14 protein-coding genes are annotated in these 14,499 nt (G+C 67.7%); 10 read left to right on the top strand and 4 right to left on the bottom strand.

From position 1 onward, the window contains the following. Positions 1-133: 133 nt before the first annotated feature. A complete protein-coding gene (gene mnmC / locus BLU17_RS19380; RefSeq protein WP_091999838.1) occupies positions 134-2,113 on the bottom strand; it encodes a bifunctional tRNA (5-methylaminomethyl-2-thiouridine)(34)-methyltransferase MnmC2/FAD-dependent 5-carboxymethylaminomethyl-2-thiouridine(34) oxidoreductase MnmC1 in 1,980 nt (659 codons plus the stop codon). Between mnmC and BLU17_RS32470 the strand changes: the two genes are divergently transcribed. Next, entirely contained in the window at positions 2,112-2,546 is a 435-nt protein-coding gene (locus BLU17_RS32470; protein WP_143189289.1) for a hypothetical protein, read from the top strand. The two genes, mnmC and BLU17_RS32470, sit on opposite strands and share 2 nt — an antisense overlap. Before the next feature lie 20 nt (positions 2,547-2,566). Next, positions 2,567-2,845, top strand: a complete 279-nt coding sequence (locus BLU17_RS19375) for an HU family DNA-binding protein (RefSeq protein ID WP_091999833.1) — start codon at positions 2,567-2,569, stop codon at positions 2,843-2,845. Positions 2,846-2,990: 145 nt separating this feature from the next. On the opposite strand, the gene BLU17_RS19370 is transcribed toward BLU17_RS19375, so the two are convergent. Beyond that, positions 2,991-4,334, bottom strand: a complete 1,344-nt coding sequence (locus tag BLU17_RS19370; RefSeq protein ID WP_091999830.1) for a GTP-binding protein — start codon at positions 4,332-4,334, stop codon at positions 2,991-2,993. Positions 4,335-4,468: 134 nt separating this feature from the next. Then, positions 4,469-4,915: a lytic transglycosylase domain-containing protein gene (locus BLU17_RS19365; protein WP_091999827.1), complete on the bottom strand. Its 447-nt coding sequence runs from the start codon at positions 4,913-4,915 to the stop codon at positions 4,469-4,471. 573 nt (positions 4,916-5,488) lie between these two features. On the opposite strand from BLU17_RS19365, the gene gspD reads away from it, so the two are divergent. Genes gspD through gspF form a run of 3 tightly spaced genes read left to right on the top strand, consistent with a single transcriptional unit; the run spans position 5,489 to position 10,567 of the window. Beyond that, positions 5,489-7,819: a type II secretion system secretin GspD gene (gspD, locus tag BLU17_RS19360; protein ID WP_091999824.1), complete on the top strand. Its 2,331-nt coding sequence runs from the start codon at positions 5,489-5,491 to the stop codon at positions 7,817-7,819. Next, a complete protein-coding gene (gspE, locus tag BLU17_RS19355) occupies positions 7,816-9,303 on the top strand; it encodes a type II secretion system ATPase GspE (protein ID WP_091999822.1) in 1,488 nt (495 codons plus the stop codon). The genes gspD and gspE overlap by 4 nt, the downstream gene beginning before the upstream one ends. Positions 9,304-9,349: 46 nt before the next feature. Next, complete coding sequence (gene gspF / locus BLU17_RS19350; RefSeq protein ID WP_091999819.1) at positions 9,350-10,567, top strand: type II secretion system inner membrane protein GspF; 1,218 nt, start codon at positions 9,350-9,352, stop codon at positions 10,565-10,567. Positions 10,568-10,596: 29 nt separating this feature from the next. On the opposite strand, the gene BLU17_RS19345 is transcribed toward gspF, so the two are convergent. Further along, positions 10,597-11,010, bottom strand: coding sequence for a general secretion pathway protein GspC (locus BLU17_RS19345; protein WP_091999817.1), 414 nt, complete (start codon positions 11,008-11,010; stop codon positions 10,597-10,599). A 212-nt stretch (positions 11,011-11,222) separates the two neighbouring features. On the opposite strand from BLU17_RS19345, the gene gspG reads away from it, so the two are divergent. Genes gspG through gspK form a run of 5 tightly spaced genes read left to right on the top strand, consistent with a single transcriptional unit; the run spans position 11,223 to position 14,467 of the window. After that, a complete protein-coding gene (gene gspG, locus BLU17_RS19340; protein ID WP_091999815.1) occupies positions 11,223-11,687 on the top strand; it encodes a type II secretion system major pseudopilin GspG in 465 nt (154 codons plus the stop codon). Between the two features lie 28 nt (positions 11,688-11,715). Continuing rightward, complete coding sequence (locus BLU17_RS19335) at positions 11,716-12,231, top strand: GspH/FimT family pseudopilin (protein WP_091999811.1); 516 nt, start codon at positions 11,716-11,718, stop codon at positions 12,229-12,231. A 13-nt stretch (positions 12,232-12,244) separates the two neighbouring features. Continuing rightward, entirely contained in the window at positions 12,245-12,685 is a 441-nt protein-coding gene (gspI, locus tag BLU17_RS19330; RefSeq protein WP_092000038.1) for a type II secretion system minor pseudopilin GspI, read from the top strand. After that, positions 12,663-13,337 carry a PulJ/GspJ family protein gene (locus BLU17_RS19325; protein WP_091999808.1) on the top strand — a complete coding sequence of 225 codons (675 nt, stop codon included), beginning with the start codon at positions 12,663-12,665 and terminating at the stop codon, positions 13,335-13,337. Before gspI ends, BLU17_RS19325 begins: the two co-directional genes overlap by 23 nt. Further along, on the top strand, positions 13,334-14,467 hold the full coding sequence (gene gspK / locus BLU17_RS19320) for a type II secretion system minor pseudopilin GspK (RefSeq protein ID WP_091999806.1): 1,134 nt from the start codon (positions 13,334-13,336) through the stop codon (positions 14,465-14,467). Before BLU17_RS19325 ends, gspK begins: the two co-directional genes overlap by 4 nt. Positions 14,468-14,499: the final 32 nt, after the last annotated feature.

Here is a 14,499-nt window from a genome sequence, read left to right as displayed (position 1 = left end):
TTTGGGACCGGTTCGGGGCACACGGAGTTACCCCGTTTACGTCCACATCGCGTCCACATTCGATTCGCTGGCAATTCGCGCGGTTATCCACAGACGGGCGGGGATAACCTGAGCCCTTGCTCGCGCGCGGCGCTCAAAGACTGCGTTGACGCAGGGCACGCTGGAGGAACCGCGCGGGATCCAGTTGGTCCGCGAGTTCCCGCTCGAGCGGCCAGGGTTCGCCCTCCAGTTGCGACGCGATCAGTTCCGCCCCCAGCCCCGCCCACACGAGCCCGCGCGAGCCGAACGCATACGCGCCGAAGAGGCCCGGAGCGCGCGGCAGATCGAGCGGCCACGCACCGGCGAGGCGCTGCGCGTCGCGGCGGGCGGCGTCTTCGTCGGCGAGCGGGCCAAGCATCGGCATGCGGTCGCTCGTGACGCAGCGAAACCCCACACGGCCCGTGAAGTCGCCTCGCGCGCCGGCAAGCTCCGGCAGCATGTGTGCGACGCGCTCCAGGTTTTCCGCATGGCCGGCGGCGCGCAGCGCGTGGTCGGCGTCGTCGACTTCATAGGTGGCGCCCGCTAGCGTCACGCCGCCGGCCAGCGGTATCGCATAGCCCTCGCCGATCACCGGCACGCGCAGGTTCGCGAGCGGGCTCGGATCGACGAGCGTGAGCTGGCCGCGCACGATGCGCGTGGGCGCATGGGCGAGCGCAGCGGTGCGCGAGGCGTCGTGGGCATTCGCGAAGATCACCGCGCCCGCCTGCGTGACGAGCTGTCCTGCTTCGTCGAATACCTGCCATTCGCCGGATCCCTCGCCGCCGGCGCGCGCGATGCGACCGATACGCACACCGAAACGCGTCTCGACTTGCGCGCCCGGCAACGCGGCCGCGAACGCGCATTGCGCGCGGCACAGCGACGCCGGGTCGATCGCGCCGCCGCGCGGATAGAACCAGCCGCCTTCCCAACCTTGTCCGAGCGCGACGCCGGCCAGCGCTTCGGCGGCTTCGCGCGTGACGGCGCTCACAAATTCGTTGGGATAGCAGAACGAATCGAGCGCCGCGGCGACGGCGCGCGATTCGTCGTCGGTGGCGAGGTGGAGCAAGCCGGCGCGCGAGCGCCGCGGCGCGTGCCCCGCTGCCTCGAGCGCGTCCCAGCGTCGCAGCGCATAGAGAAAGCTCGCGCGCGTGATGCGTGAGGCGCTGCTGTCGTCACGCGAAATCAGCGGATGAAATACGCCGGCCGGATTGCCCGAGGCCTCGAGCGCGGGCGCGGCGTTGCGCTCGATGAGCGTCACGCGCCAGCCGCGCGCGGCAAGCCGCTCGACGAGCGCGCAACCGGCTAGTCCCGCTCCCACGACGACAGCATGCCGCTCGCGTAGCGCGAGCGGCAGCGGCGGTTCGTGGCGGCGCACGCGCCAGCGCGGCGCGAAGCGTCCGACCAGCATCGCCCGCTTGCCGCTGAAGCCCTGCACTTTGCGGTATTCGAAGCCGTTTTGCAGCAGCGCGCGCTTCACGTCGCCGGAGCTGCTCCAGGTCGCGAAAGTGGCGTCATCGCCGGCAATGCGCGCGAGCGCCTTGAAGACGATCGGCGACCACAGCTCGGGATTTTTCGCGGGCGCGAAGCCGTCGAGGTAGATCGCGTCGGCGCGCATCCACATTTTGGGAAATGCGTCGAGCGCGTCGCCGAAAACGAGCGTGAGCGTCACGCGCCCGCCCGCGAATTCGATCCGGTGAGTGCCGGGCACGAGCATCGGCCAGGCGTCGACGAGTTCGCGCGCGAGCGGCGCTTCGCTTGCACGCGCAACGACCGCGTCGAGCGCCGTGCGCAGGTCGTCGCGCGAGAACGGATGTTTTTCCACCGATACGAAGTGGAGCCGCTCGCAGCGCGCCGGATCGTCGCGCCAGGCGGACCACGTAGCGAGGAAATTCACGCCCATGCCGAAGCCCGTTTCCACCACCGTGAAGATGCGCCGGCTTTGCCAGCGTCGCGGCAGGTCGTTGCCATGCAGGAAGACGGCTTCGGCCTGGGCGAATGCGCCGGCGGTGCTGTGGTAGACGTCGCCATAAGCGGGCGAAAACGGTGTGCCGTCTTCCCGGAAGGCGAGCGTGGCGGGTGTCAGGATGGCGGTCATGAGAAGCGCGAAGCGAGCAGTGAGGAAGAAACGAAGCTGGAAAAAGCATCTGGCGCAGCGTGGCGGCGCCGTCGCAAACGCTTGTCTGGCCGGCGTTTGCGGTCATGCCGCGTTGGCGCGGCGCAACGCGTGGCAGCAGGAAAAACGTCGCTGGCGGAGCGATTTGCATGGGTGCGCGGCTCAAAAACATCTGCACGCCCCAAAAAACACGTATTTCCGCTGCGAATTCTTCGAAACCCTTGTCGTTATTGGGTTTGCGCTGCGCTATCATAGCAAGCGCCGCCCAGGGAAGCGGCAGCACGGCCGTTGCGGCACAGGACACACGCTAGCCGCCGCAACGCGAAAACGCCGGGGTGCTCCGGGTCCGTCGCTGCTCGACGGCGCGGCACGCGTCCGTATAATCGGCGCGTTCGCGCTGTTCGTGTCAACCTAAACACAGAAAGGAACTTCTCAATGAATAAACAGGAACTGATCGACGCCGTCGCAGCACAGACGGGCGCTAGCAAGGCACAAACCGGCGAGACGCTGGACACGCTCCTCGAGGTGATCAAGAAGTCGGTGTCGAAGGGCGACGCAGTTCAGCTAATCGGCTTCGGCAGCTTCGGTTCGGGCAAGCGCGCCGCCCGCACGGGCCGCAACCCGAAGACCGGCGAAACCATCAAGATTCCCGCAGCCAAGACCGTCAAGTTCACGGCTGGCAAGGCGTTTAAGGACGCCGTCAACAAGCGCTAAAGCATTGCCGCTTTAAGTTGACACCCGCCCCTGGCGGGTTTTTTTTCGCTTGCGCGGCTCGCTCGCTTCAGGTGCAAAAACAGGCACAAAAGCAGACGGCGCCGCATTTGCGGCGCCGTCGTTCGTTGCGGTCGCGTCGTTGCGGTCAGTCGGGTCGACGGACGATTTCGCCCTGCGCATTGCCGTGGTCGTGGCCGTCGTGGTCGTGATCGTCGTCGTCCAGCTCCCAGGACGGGAACGGGTCGGCGTAGCCCTGCCAGGCGCCGGGGCCTGCCGCGTATTCCGCATCGGTGAGAAGACACGCGTCGAGCTTCGCGCGCCACGCCTCGCGGTCGAGATCCACGCCGATCATCACCAGTTCCTGGCGCCGGTCGCCGATGCTGGCGTCGTCGAGGTGGCCGTACCAGTCCGCGGCAATTTCCTTTTCGAGCTCGGCGTCCTGCGGCCACGCCTCGCGTGGCAGCGCCGCCCACCATGTGCCGGCAGGTCCGTGCCGGCACACGCCGCCCGCCTGCGAGAGCGTGCCGGTCACTTCGTTGCGCGTGGCGAGCCAGAAAAAACCCTTCGAACGCAGCACGCCCTTCCACTCCTGGTTGAGCAGCGCCCAGAAGCGTTCGGGATGAAACGGGCGGCGCGCGCGATAAACGAAGTTGCTGATGCCGTATTCGTCCGCCTGGTTGCGAGCCGCATGCGAATGCGCGGGATCGTGGCAATGCGCGGGATCGTCGCAATGGTCGTGGTCGTGCAGCGAAGCGAGCCAGCCCGGCGCGCTCGATGCTGCGTCGAAATCGAAGCGGCCCGTATTGATCACTTCCTCGAGCGGCACGGCGCCAAAGCGGCTCACCACCTGCACCGCGCGCGGATTGATGCGCGCGAGAATGTGCTGCAGGCGCGCGAGCTCGTCCTCGCTCACGAGGTCCGCCTTGTTCAGCACGAGCACGTCGCAGAACTCCACCTGCTCGACGAGCAGCTCGACGATCGCGCGGTCGTCTTCGTCGCTCGCCGCGACGCCGCGTTCCGCGAGCTGGTCGGCGCTCGCGTAGTCGCGCGGGAAGTTGAACGCGTCGACCACCGTCACCATCGTGTCGAGGCGCGCGAATTCGCCGGGCGCCACGCCGTTGTCGGCCGCGAACGTGAAGGTCTCGGCGATCGGCATGGGCTCGGCGATGCCGGTCGACTCGATCACGATGGCGTCGAAGCGCTGCCCGGCGCGCGCCGGATCGGCAAGGCGCTGGATTTCGGTGAGCAAGTCGTCGCGCAGCGTGCAGCAAATGCAGCCGTTCGACATCTCGACCACGCGCGCCTCGACGCGCGAGAGCGCCGAGGCGTCGCGCACGAGCGCGGCGTCGATGTTCACCGAGGCGAGGTCGTTGACGATCACCGCCACGCGCAGGCCCGCGCGGTTCGAGAGGATATGGTTGAGCAGCGTGGTTTTGCCCGCGCCCAGAAAACCGGAGAGCACGGTGACGGGCAGTGGCGGCTGGTTCATCGCAGTGTGGTGCAGAAAGTGAAAACGGGGGGAAGCGCCGCGCCCAAAGCGGGAATGCGCGCCGCGCCAGCCAGCATTTTGCACCATGCACGCGCGCCGCGCAGGCCGCGCACGCTCACCGCCCTACTGCCGCCCTACTGCATGAGATGCCACTTGCGCAGGATGTCGGCGATTTGCCGCGCGTACTGGTCGCGCTGCGCGGGCGTTTCGGAGTGGTAAGCGCCGACGGCGGCCCAGCTGTTGCCGTACTTGTTCATCTTCTGGCGCAGATGCCACGCGGCGATATAGACGTTCTTGCACGGCTCCATGAGCGTGCTCGACGAGATGCCGTATTGCGAGAGCGTGGGCAGATGCACGGAATTGATCTGCATGACGCCGTAGTCGGTCGATCCGTTCGCATTCCTGTGTAGCGCGTCGGGCCGGTTGTGCGATTCCTGCCAGGCAATGGCGCGCAGGATCAGCGGATTGACTTTCTGGTAGCGCGCGGCCTCGTCGAAGCAATCCGCGCGGGCGAGCGTGCTGGCGCTCGCGAGGGCGAGCACCACGGCGGCGGCAAGCGTGGCGGACCAGACGTTTTGCATGGCGACTCGCGGGAAAGCTGGCAAATGCGGTTGGAGGGTTCGGACCGGCGGCAGCCCATCGTGGACGGGCGACGCGCGGTCATCGAGTTGGCCCGTGCAGCTTGAACAACGGCGCCCACTCATGCTTGCTTGCCTGAAGTCGGCGAGCGTTGCGTCATCCCCGCATGGAAACGGGAAAGCGAGGCTAGCCGTGCTTCGGGCCGCTCGTATGATACCGGTCACCGACGACGCGTCAAGCTGGCCGATTGGACAAGCGCTGCGCCGCAAGCGAAAGCCCGCCCATCCTCGCTGCCTGCGAGGTGGGCAGATGCTTACAGGGAGCTTGGGGATGGCGGGCGGCAAGGGTTTGGGGATTAGAAGAATTCCCCTGAGCGCCTTTTTTTGTGACAAATTCGACACGAAAAACTGCTACTGTTCCATCTTTTGTTGACCACGGATGTCCGGTTGAGGAGAGCCGGCGCCGGCAGGGGTCGGAAAAGCACAGGCGAGCCGGCCAGTCGGCCGTGCGTCGAGGACGAATAGCCGCGCGCGCCAGCCGCCGGCTTCGATATGACATCCATGAGAAGAAATCGTATGGCTTTGCGCCGCGTCGCCACGGCGCTGCTCGTGAGCGGACTCATTACGGCGCAGCTCGCACACGCGCAGGTCACGCTCAATTTCGTCAACGCCGACATCGACCAGGTGGCCAAGGCCATTGGCGCCGCCACGGGCAAAACCATCATCGTCGACCCGCGCGTGAAGGGGCAGCTCAATCTCGTCTCCGAGAACCCGGTGCCCGAGGACCAGGCGCTCAAGACGCTGCAGTCGGCGCTGCGCATGCAAGGCTTCGCGCTCGTCCAGGATCACGGCGTGCTGAAAGTCGTGCCCGAGGCCGACGCCAAGCTGCAGGGCGTGCCCACCTACGTCGGCAACGCGCCCACCGGGCGCGGCGACCAGGTGGTGACCCAGGTGTTCACACTCAGGAACGAGTCGGCGAACAACCTGCTGCCGGTGCTGCGTCCGCTCATCTCTCCGAACAACACCATTGCCGCCTACCCGTCGAACAACACGCTCGTCGTGACCGACTATGCGGACAACGTGCGCCGCATCGCGTCGATCATCGCGGGCGTGGACACGGCCGCGGGCCAGCAGGTCCAGGTGGTGCCGCTGCACAACGCCAATGCGCTCGACATCGCGCCGCAGATCGCGAAGATGCTCGATCCGGGCGCGATCGGCGCTTCCGACCCGTCGCTCAAGGTCTCGGTGATCGCCGACCCGCGCACCAACTCGCTGATGCTGCGCGCCTCGAACGCGCAGCGCCTCGCCTCGGCGGTTCAGCTGTCGAAGCAGCTCGACGCGCCGACGAGCATGCCGGGCAACATGCACGTCGTGCCGCTGCGCAACGCCGACGCAGTGCAGCTCGCCAAGACGCTTCGCGGCATGCTGGGCAAGGGCGGAAACGACACGTCGTCGTCGTCGGGCAACGGTGCCAACTCGTTCAACCAGGGCGCGGGTGGCTCGGGCTACAACTCCGGCAGCAGCACCTCGACAGGTCTTTCGGGCACGCCGCCGTTGCCCGGCTCGCTCGGCGGCAGCTCGTCGTCGGGCAATTCGATGTCGGGCGGTTCCTCGGGCGGCAACAACGACGCGCCGTTCCTCGGCAGCGACAAGGACAAGGGCGACGACAACACGGCGGGCGGCATGATCCAGGCGGATGCGGCCACCAACTCGCTGATCGTCACGGCGCCGGACCCCGTGTACCGCAACCTGCGCGCCGTCATCAACCAGCTCGACGCGCGCCGCGCGCAGGTCTACATCGAAGCGCTGATCGTCGAGCTGAACTCGAACACGAACGCGAACCTCGGCATTCAGTGGCAGGTCGCGAGCGGCAATGTGTACGCGGGCACCAATCTCGCCACCGGCAACGGCAACAGCATCGTCAACCTGACGGAAGCAGCGGCGGCCGCCGCCAGTACCGGCGGCCTCGCAAACGCGCTCGGGGCGTCCAATCTCCAGCAGGGCCTGAACGTCGGCTGGATCAAGAATATCTTCGGCGTGCAGGGGCTCGGCGCGCTGCTGCAGGCGCTCTCGCAGACGGCCGACGCCAACGTGCTGTCCACGCCGAACCTCATCACGCTCGACAACCAGGAAGCGAAGATCGTCGTCGGTACGAACGTGCCGATCCAGACAGGCTCGTATTCGAATCTCACGAGCGCCACGGCGAGCACGGCGTTCAACACGTTCGATCGCGTCGACGTCGGTTTGACGCTGCATATCAAGCCGCAGATCACCGACGGCGGCATCCTCAAGCTGCAGTTGTATACGGAGGACTCGGCGATCGTGACCGGCACGACCAACGTGGCGACGAATCCGGCCGGCCCCGAGTTCACCAAGCGTTCCATCCAGTCGACCGTGCTGGCCGACAACGGCGAGATCATAGTGCTCGGCGGCCTGATGCAGGACAACTACCAGGTCAGCAACAGCAAGGTACCGCTGCTCGGCGACATCCCCTGGCTCGGCCAGCTGTTCCGCTCGGAGAACAAGACGCGCGCGAAGACCAACCTGATGGTGTTCCTGCGTCCGGTGATCATCAACGACCGCGACACGGCGCAAGCCGTGACGTCGAACCGCTACGACTACATTCAGGGCGTGACGGGCGCGTACCGGTCCGACAACAACCTGATCAAGGACAACGACGACCCGGTCCTGCCGCCGATGCCGCTCGGCCCGAGCCAGGGCGGATCGGCGCTGAACCTGTTCGATCTCGACCAGATGCGGCGTCAACAGGCGATCAGAGCGCTGCCGGCCGCGCCCACAAGCCCGGCAAGCCCCGGCTCGCCCGCCACGCAGATGCAGCCCGCCGAGCCCGTGCAAACCGCGCCCGTGCAGCAGCCGGCCACGAGCACGACGAGGATTCAGCCGTGAGCACGCCTCACGCGCCGGGCGCTGCGGATCGCGAGCCGCCCTCGCCGCTCGCCGCTCGCCTCGTGCCGTACGGTTTTGCGCGGAGCGGCCAGATTCTGGTCGCCCAGCAGCGCGCCGAGGGCCTCGAAGTGTGGATCAGCGAGCGCACGTCGCAGGCGGCCATCGCCGAGGTGGCGCGCAACTTCGGCGCGTTTTCGCTCGTGCGCGTGCCCGCCGACGAACTCGCGCAGGCCATCAACCATGCGTATGCGCGCCAGGACGGCAGCGCCGCGCAGGTGGTGGGCGAAGTCGAAGGCGAAGTCGATCTCTCGCGTCTCATGCAGGACATTCCCGAGGTGGAAGACCTGCTGGAGTCCGAAGACGACGCGCCGATCATCCGCATGATCAACGCGCTGCTGACGCAGGCCGCGCGCGAGCAGGCGTCGGACATCCACATCGAGCCGTTCGAGAACGCCTCGGTCGTGCGCTTTCGCGTGGACGGCACGCTGCGCGACGTCGTGCGGCCGAAGAAGGCGCTGCACGGCGCGCTGATCTCGCGCATCAAGATCATGGCGCAGCTCGACATCGCCGAAAAACGGCTGCCGCAGGACGGCCGCATCACGCTGCGCGTCGGCGGGCGCCCGGTGGACGTGCGCGTCTCCACGCTGCCCACGGGCCACGGCGAGCGCGCGGTGCTGCGTCTGCTGGAGAAGGACGCGCAGCGCCTGAACCTCGAAGCGCTCGGCATGGCCGCCGACACGCTCGCGAAGTTCGACCAGCTGATCGCGAAGCCGCACGGCATCGTGCTCGTGACGGGCCCCACGGGCTCGGGCAAGACCACGACGCTCTACGCCTCGATGTCGCGGCTCGAAACCGCGACGACCAACATCATGACCGTAGAAGACCCGATCGAGTACGACCTCTCGGGCATCGGCCAGACCCAGGTGAACGAGCGCATCGGCATGACGTTTGCGCGCGCGCTGCGTTCGATCCTGCGCCAGGACCCGGACATCATCATGATCGGCGAAATCCGCGACCTCGAAACCGCGCAGATCGCCGTGCAGGCCTCGCTCACGGGCCACCTCGTGCTCGCCACGCTGCACACGAACGACGCGGCCTCGGCCGTCACGCGTCTCACCGACATGGGCGTCGAGCCCTATCTGCTCGCCTCGTCGCTGCTCGGCGTGCTCGCGCAGCGGCTCGTGCGCCAGCTCTGCCCTGCCTGCAAGGAAGAGCGCGTGGAAGACGACGGCAGGAAGCGCTGGCATCCGGTGGGCTGCGATCGTTGCGGCCATTCGGGCTATTCCGGGCGGCGCGGCGTGTACGAGCTGCTGCTCATCGACGAACCGATTCGCGCGCTCATCCACCGCAATGCGGCCGATGCGGAAATCTTCGCGGCCGCCCGCGCGCAAGGCATGCGCACGCTGCGCGAAGACGGCGAGCGCTGGCTGAACGCCGGCACGACGTCGCTCGAAGAGGTGCTGCGCGTGACGGGCGGCGCATGATGGACCGCAAGACGGACTCACAATAAGCGCGAGGGCGATCAGCAACATGCCGGCATTTCGCTTCGAAGCCATCGACGCCACGGGCAAGCCCCAAAAAGGCGTGCTCGACGCCGACAGCGCCCGCGGCGCGCGCGCGCAGTTGCGTGGCCAGGGCCTCACGCCGCTCGTGGTCGAACCGGCTGCGAGCCGCACGCGCGGCGAGCGCGCGCAGCGGCTCGCGCTCGGGCGCAAGCTCTCGCAGCGCGAACAGGCCATCCTCACGCGCCAGCTCGCGAGCCTGCTCGTGGCCGGGCTGCCGCTCGGCGAAGCGCTGGCGGTGCTCACGGAGCAGGCGGAGCGCGACTACATTCGCGAACTGATGGCGGCGATTCGCGCCGAGGTGCTGGGCGGCCATTCGCTCGCCAGCGCGCTCGAACAGCATCCGCGCGACTTTCCCGATATCTACCGCGCGCTCGTGGCCGCAGGCGAGCACACCGGCAAGCTCGGCATCGTGCTGTCGCGGCTGGCCGACTACATCGAGCAGCGCAACGCGCTCAAGCAGAAGATCGTGCTCGCCTTCACGTACCCGACGATCGTCACGATCATCGCGTTCGGCATCGTCACGTTCCTGCTGAGCTACGTGGTGCCGCAGGTCGTGAACGTGTTTGCGAGCACCAAACAGCAGTTGCCTTTCCTCACGATCGTGATGATGGCGCTCTCGGCGTTCGTGCGGCAGTGGTGGTGGGCGGTGCTGATCGCGGTGGCCGTGCTTTCGTGGATCGCGCGCGCGACCTTGCGCCGGCCCGGCCCGCGGCTCGCCTTCGACCGCTGGATGCTCACGGCGCCGCTCGCCGGCAAGCTCGTGCGCGGCTACAACACGGTGCGCTTCGCGAGCACGCTCGGCATTCTGAGCGCGGCGGGCGTGCCGATCCTGCGCGCGCTGCAGGCGGCGGGCGAAACGCTCTCGAACAAGGCGATGCGCATGAACATCGACGAAGCCATCGTGCGCGTGCGCGAAGGCACGTCGCTGTCGCGCGCGCTGGGCAATACGAAGACGTTTCCGCCCGTGCTCGTGCATCTGATCCGTTCGGGCGAGGCGACCGGCGACGTGACGACCATGCTCGATCGCGCCGCCGAAGGCGAAGCGCGCGAACTGGAGCGCCGCACGATGTTCCTTACGAGCCTGCTCGAACCGCTGCTGATTCTGGCGATGGGCGGCGTGGTGCTCGTGATCGTGCTCGCGGTGATGCTGCCGATCATCGAGTTGAACAACCTCGTGCAGTAAGGCGTACGAACCGCACGAAGCGGCGGGAGCTAGCGCATGTAAATGGTGGGACCGGCTGCGTTGGGCGGCAGGAAGATTTCCGAGTGCACGCCGTGGCGGTCGATGACGATCGAGCGGGCACGCACTTCGGCGAGCCTGGAATTCTGGTCGAGCGGGCCGCCGAGCGAAATGGCCTTCGGCGGTTCGCCGCCCACGCTCACGATGGCCGCGGCGCCCTGCGCGAGCGCGAGGATGCCGAAGAGGTGGACGTCCTGCACGGGGTTGCGCTCGAGTTTGCCGCCGAACAGCGTGCCGGCCTGGTCGACCGAAACCGGCGCCTGCGCGGCGGCGGCCTGAACCGGCGCCGCGCGATCGGTGGCGAGGGTGATTGTCCACCATGTGGCCGTCGCGCAGAACACCGCAAATGCGGCGAGGGAAAGTAGTCGGATTTGCAGTGGGTTCATGCGCTCATTGTACGAAGGTTTATGAGATTTTTGATGTGCGCGTTCGCGGTGCCGGCACGGCGCCGAAAAGGCGTCATCGTGTGACATTACAATGACCCGTCACGCGTGCAGCGGCCCCGCCGGCGGAACCGGCGGGCCGCCCCGGCAGGCGGGACGAAGCGCGGCGCACAGGCGTGCTCCGCAACCATATCTAGAGAGGGAGGAAGGAACTCATGTCCATGTGGGCTCAACGCCGTGGCGAAATCCAGGCAATGCGCGCGCGCCGTCAACGCGGCTTCACGCTCATCGAAATCATGGTCGTGATCGCGATCCTCGGCATTCTGGCCGCGCTGATCGTGCCGAAGATCATGAGTCGTCCCGATGAAGCACGCCGCGTCGCCGCGCGTCAGGACATCGGCACGATCATGCAGGCGATGAAGCTTTACCGGCTCGACAACGGTCGCTACCCGACCCAGGACCAGGGATTGCAGGCGCTCGTGCAAAAGCCGACCACCGACCCCGTGCCGAACAACTGGAAGGACGGCGGCTATCTGGAGCGTCTGCCGAATGATCCGTGGGGCAATCCGTACCAGTATCTGAACCCGGGCGTGCACGGCGAGATCGACGTCTTCAGCTACGGCGCCGACGGGAAGGCCGGCGGCGAAGGCAACGACGCCGACGTGGGGTCCTGGCAGTAATTCACCGGCCGCCCCGCGCCCCGCAATCATGCAACCGCACCGCCCTTCCCCTTGCCGGGACCGCCGATACCCCCACGCGAACCTCCGTTCGCGTGGGGCGGGCTTCACGCTGCTTGAAATGCTCGTGGTGCTGCTGATCGCAGGGCTGCTCATCTCGCTCGCTTCGCTTTCGCTGTCGCGCAATCCGCGCACCGACCTGAACGAAGAAGCGCAGCGTCTCGCGCTGCTGTTCGAGTCGGCGGGCGACGAGGCGCAGGTGCGCGCGCGGCCCATCGCCTGGCAGCCGCTCGCCGGCGGGTTTCGCTTCGATGTTCGCACCGAGGACGGCTGGCGTCCGCTGCGCGACGATCTGCTCGGTCAGCGCCAGTGGGAAGGCGGCGTGACGGGCGTGGCGATCACCTATCCCGGCGGCGGCGACACGCAGGCTGACCGCCTCGTTTTCGGCACCGAAGCCGTCGACGTACCGGTGCAGGTAACGCTCTTTTCGGCAGCGGGCCGCGCGACGATCGTCGGCACGGGCACGGGCCGCTTCGAGGTGCGCTGAGATGCGCTTTCCGATGCGTAGCGAAACGCGTGCGAGCCAGGGCCGCCGCAGCGCCCGGCGGGGTCGCCCGCCGCGCGCGCGCAACGGGCGCGGCTTCACGATGATCGAAGTGCTGGTTGCGCTCGCAATCATCGCGATCGCCCTCGCCGCTTCGCTGCGCGCCGTGGGCAGCCTCGCCGCGAGCGAGGCCGACCTGCACGACCGCCTGCTCGCGGGCTGGAGCGCCGACAACGCGCTCGCGCAGCTGCGGCTCGCGCATGCGTGGCCCGACGTGGGCGAAAGCCGCTTCGACTGTTCGCAGGGCAATCTGCAGCTCACCTGCACGCAGCACGTGGCGACCACGCCCAATCCTGTGTTTCGCCGCGTGGAGGTGTCGGTGACGACGCCCGGCCGCTCCGGCAATCTCGCGCAACTCGTCACGGTGCTCGCCAATGAGACGAACCGCTCGCTGTGACCGCGCGCGGCGCCCGCGCGGCTTCACGTTGATCGAGCTGCTCGTTGCGATCGCCATCATGGCCGTGGTGGCGATCCTCTCGTGGCGCGGGCTCGACGAAATCGTGCGCGGGCGCGAGACCATCACGCGCTCGATGGCCGAAGAACGCGTATTCGCGCAGATGTTCGACCAGATGCGCATCGACGCACGCGAGGCGGTTTCCGACGACGAAGCAGCGGGCCCCGCCATTTCGCTCGGCGGCGGCGCGCTGCAGATCGTGCGCGCATTCGCGGTGCCGCCCGGCGCCGCGCCGCGGCTCCAGGTCGTGCGTTACCGCGTGACGGGCGGCCAGGTGGTGCGCTATGCGTCGCCGCCGCTGGCCAGTCTCGGGGAGCTGCGGCGCGCGTTGCGCGGCGGCGAGAGCGACGACTGGAGCGCGCTGCCGATGATGCGCGGCGTGGGTGCCATCAGCGCGCGCCTTTACGTGCCGAAGACCGGCTGGACCTCGAACATGGAGGACGTGCGCTCGCAGCTCAACGGCAACGCCAACAGCCTCAAGGTGCCGCAGCTCGGCAACGCCCCCTTGCCGCGCGCGGTGACGGGCGTGCAGGTGAGCGTGAGTTCGCGCTCGCTCGAGCGGCCCGTGACGCGCATCTTCCTGGTGGGAGAATGACGTTGCGCATACAACGAGCTCCTCACAGGCGATCGACGCGCGCTCACGCGCCGGCAAGCAGGCGACGGCGCGGCGCGGCGATTATCAGCGCGCTGCTCGTCGTGGCGCTTTCCGCGATTCTCGTCTCGGGCATGCTCTGGCGTCAGCAGGTGCAGTTGCGCCGCATCGAGAACCAGCGGCTGCTGGCGCAGGCGCAATGGATCGCGCGCGCGTCGCTCGACTGGACGCGCCTCGTGCTGCGCTCCGAAGCGGACACGTCGGCGGGCATCACCTATCTGGGCGGCGCGTGGGGCGTGCCGCTCGCGAAAACGCGGCTCTCCGACTTTCTCGGCCAGATCGGCGAGGTGCGCGCGGAAGAAGGCGCCGAAACGTGGCTCTCGGGCGCGATCGAGGACGCGCAGGCGCGCTTCAATCTGCGCGATCTCGTGGCGACCACGTCGCCCGGCTCGCTGCAGCTGAACGTTACGCAAATCGAGGCCTTCGCGCGCCTCCTGCAGATTCTCGGCATCGACCCGCAACTCGCGAAGAACGCCGCGGCATACCTGCGCGCGGGCCTTGCCTACTCGGCGACGCGCTTCCAGACGCAAAGCACGGCGGCGAGCGGCGCCTCGCAAACCCAGCTTCTGGCGGGCGGCGGCTCGGCGGGTGGCGGCAACTTCACCGACAACCCCGGCCTTGCCGACGCCGACAACAACAACGGCGTCGCGCCGCTCCTCATGACGAGCGTGGATTCCCTGCTCGACGTGCCCGGTTTCACGCCCGAAGCCGTCGCGCGGCTGCGCCCGTTCGTGACGGTGCTGCCCACGGTGACGCCCGTGAACATGAACACGGCGAGCGCCGAGGTGATCGCCTCCATGGTGACGGGCATGAGTCTGTCGAGCGCGCAAGCTCTCGTCGCGCACCGCCAGAACGTGTTTTTCCGCAATGTGGGCGACGTGCAGCTCGCGCTCGAAGGCGTCGGCGTGAACCAGGTCTCGATCGACACCACGCAGATGGACGTCAACACGAGCTATTTTCTCGTGCATGGGCGCGTGCAGCACGAGCGCGCCGAGGTGGACCGCACGACGCTCGTCTGGCGCGACCCGCTCACCCATACGACGCGCATCGTGCGCGTCAGCGACGAACCATGAACCCGTCCCCGATCAACATCGAAAAGAGGTGC

It is taken from the genome of Paraburkholderia lycopersici, assembly GCF_900096975.1.
Lineage (GTDB): Bacteria > Pseudomonadota > Gammaproteobacteria > Burkholderiales > Burkholderiaceae > Paraburkholderia > Paraburkholderia lycopersici.
The sequence above is the reverse complement of the archived record's forward strand: the minus strand, read 5'-3'. Positions and strand labels throughout refer to the sequence as shown.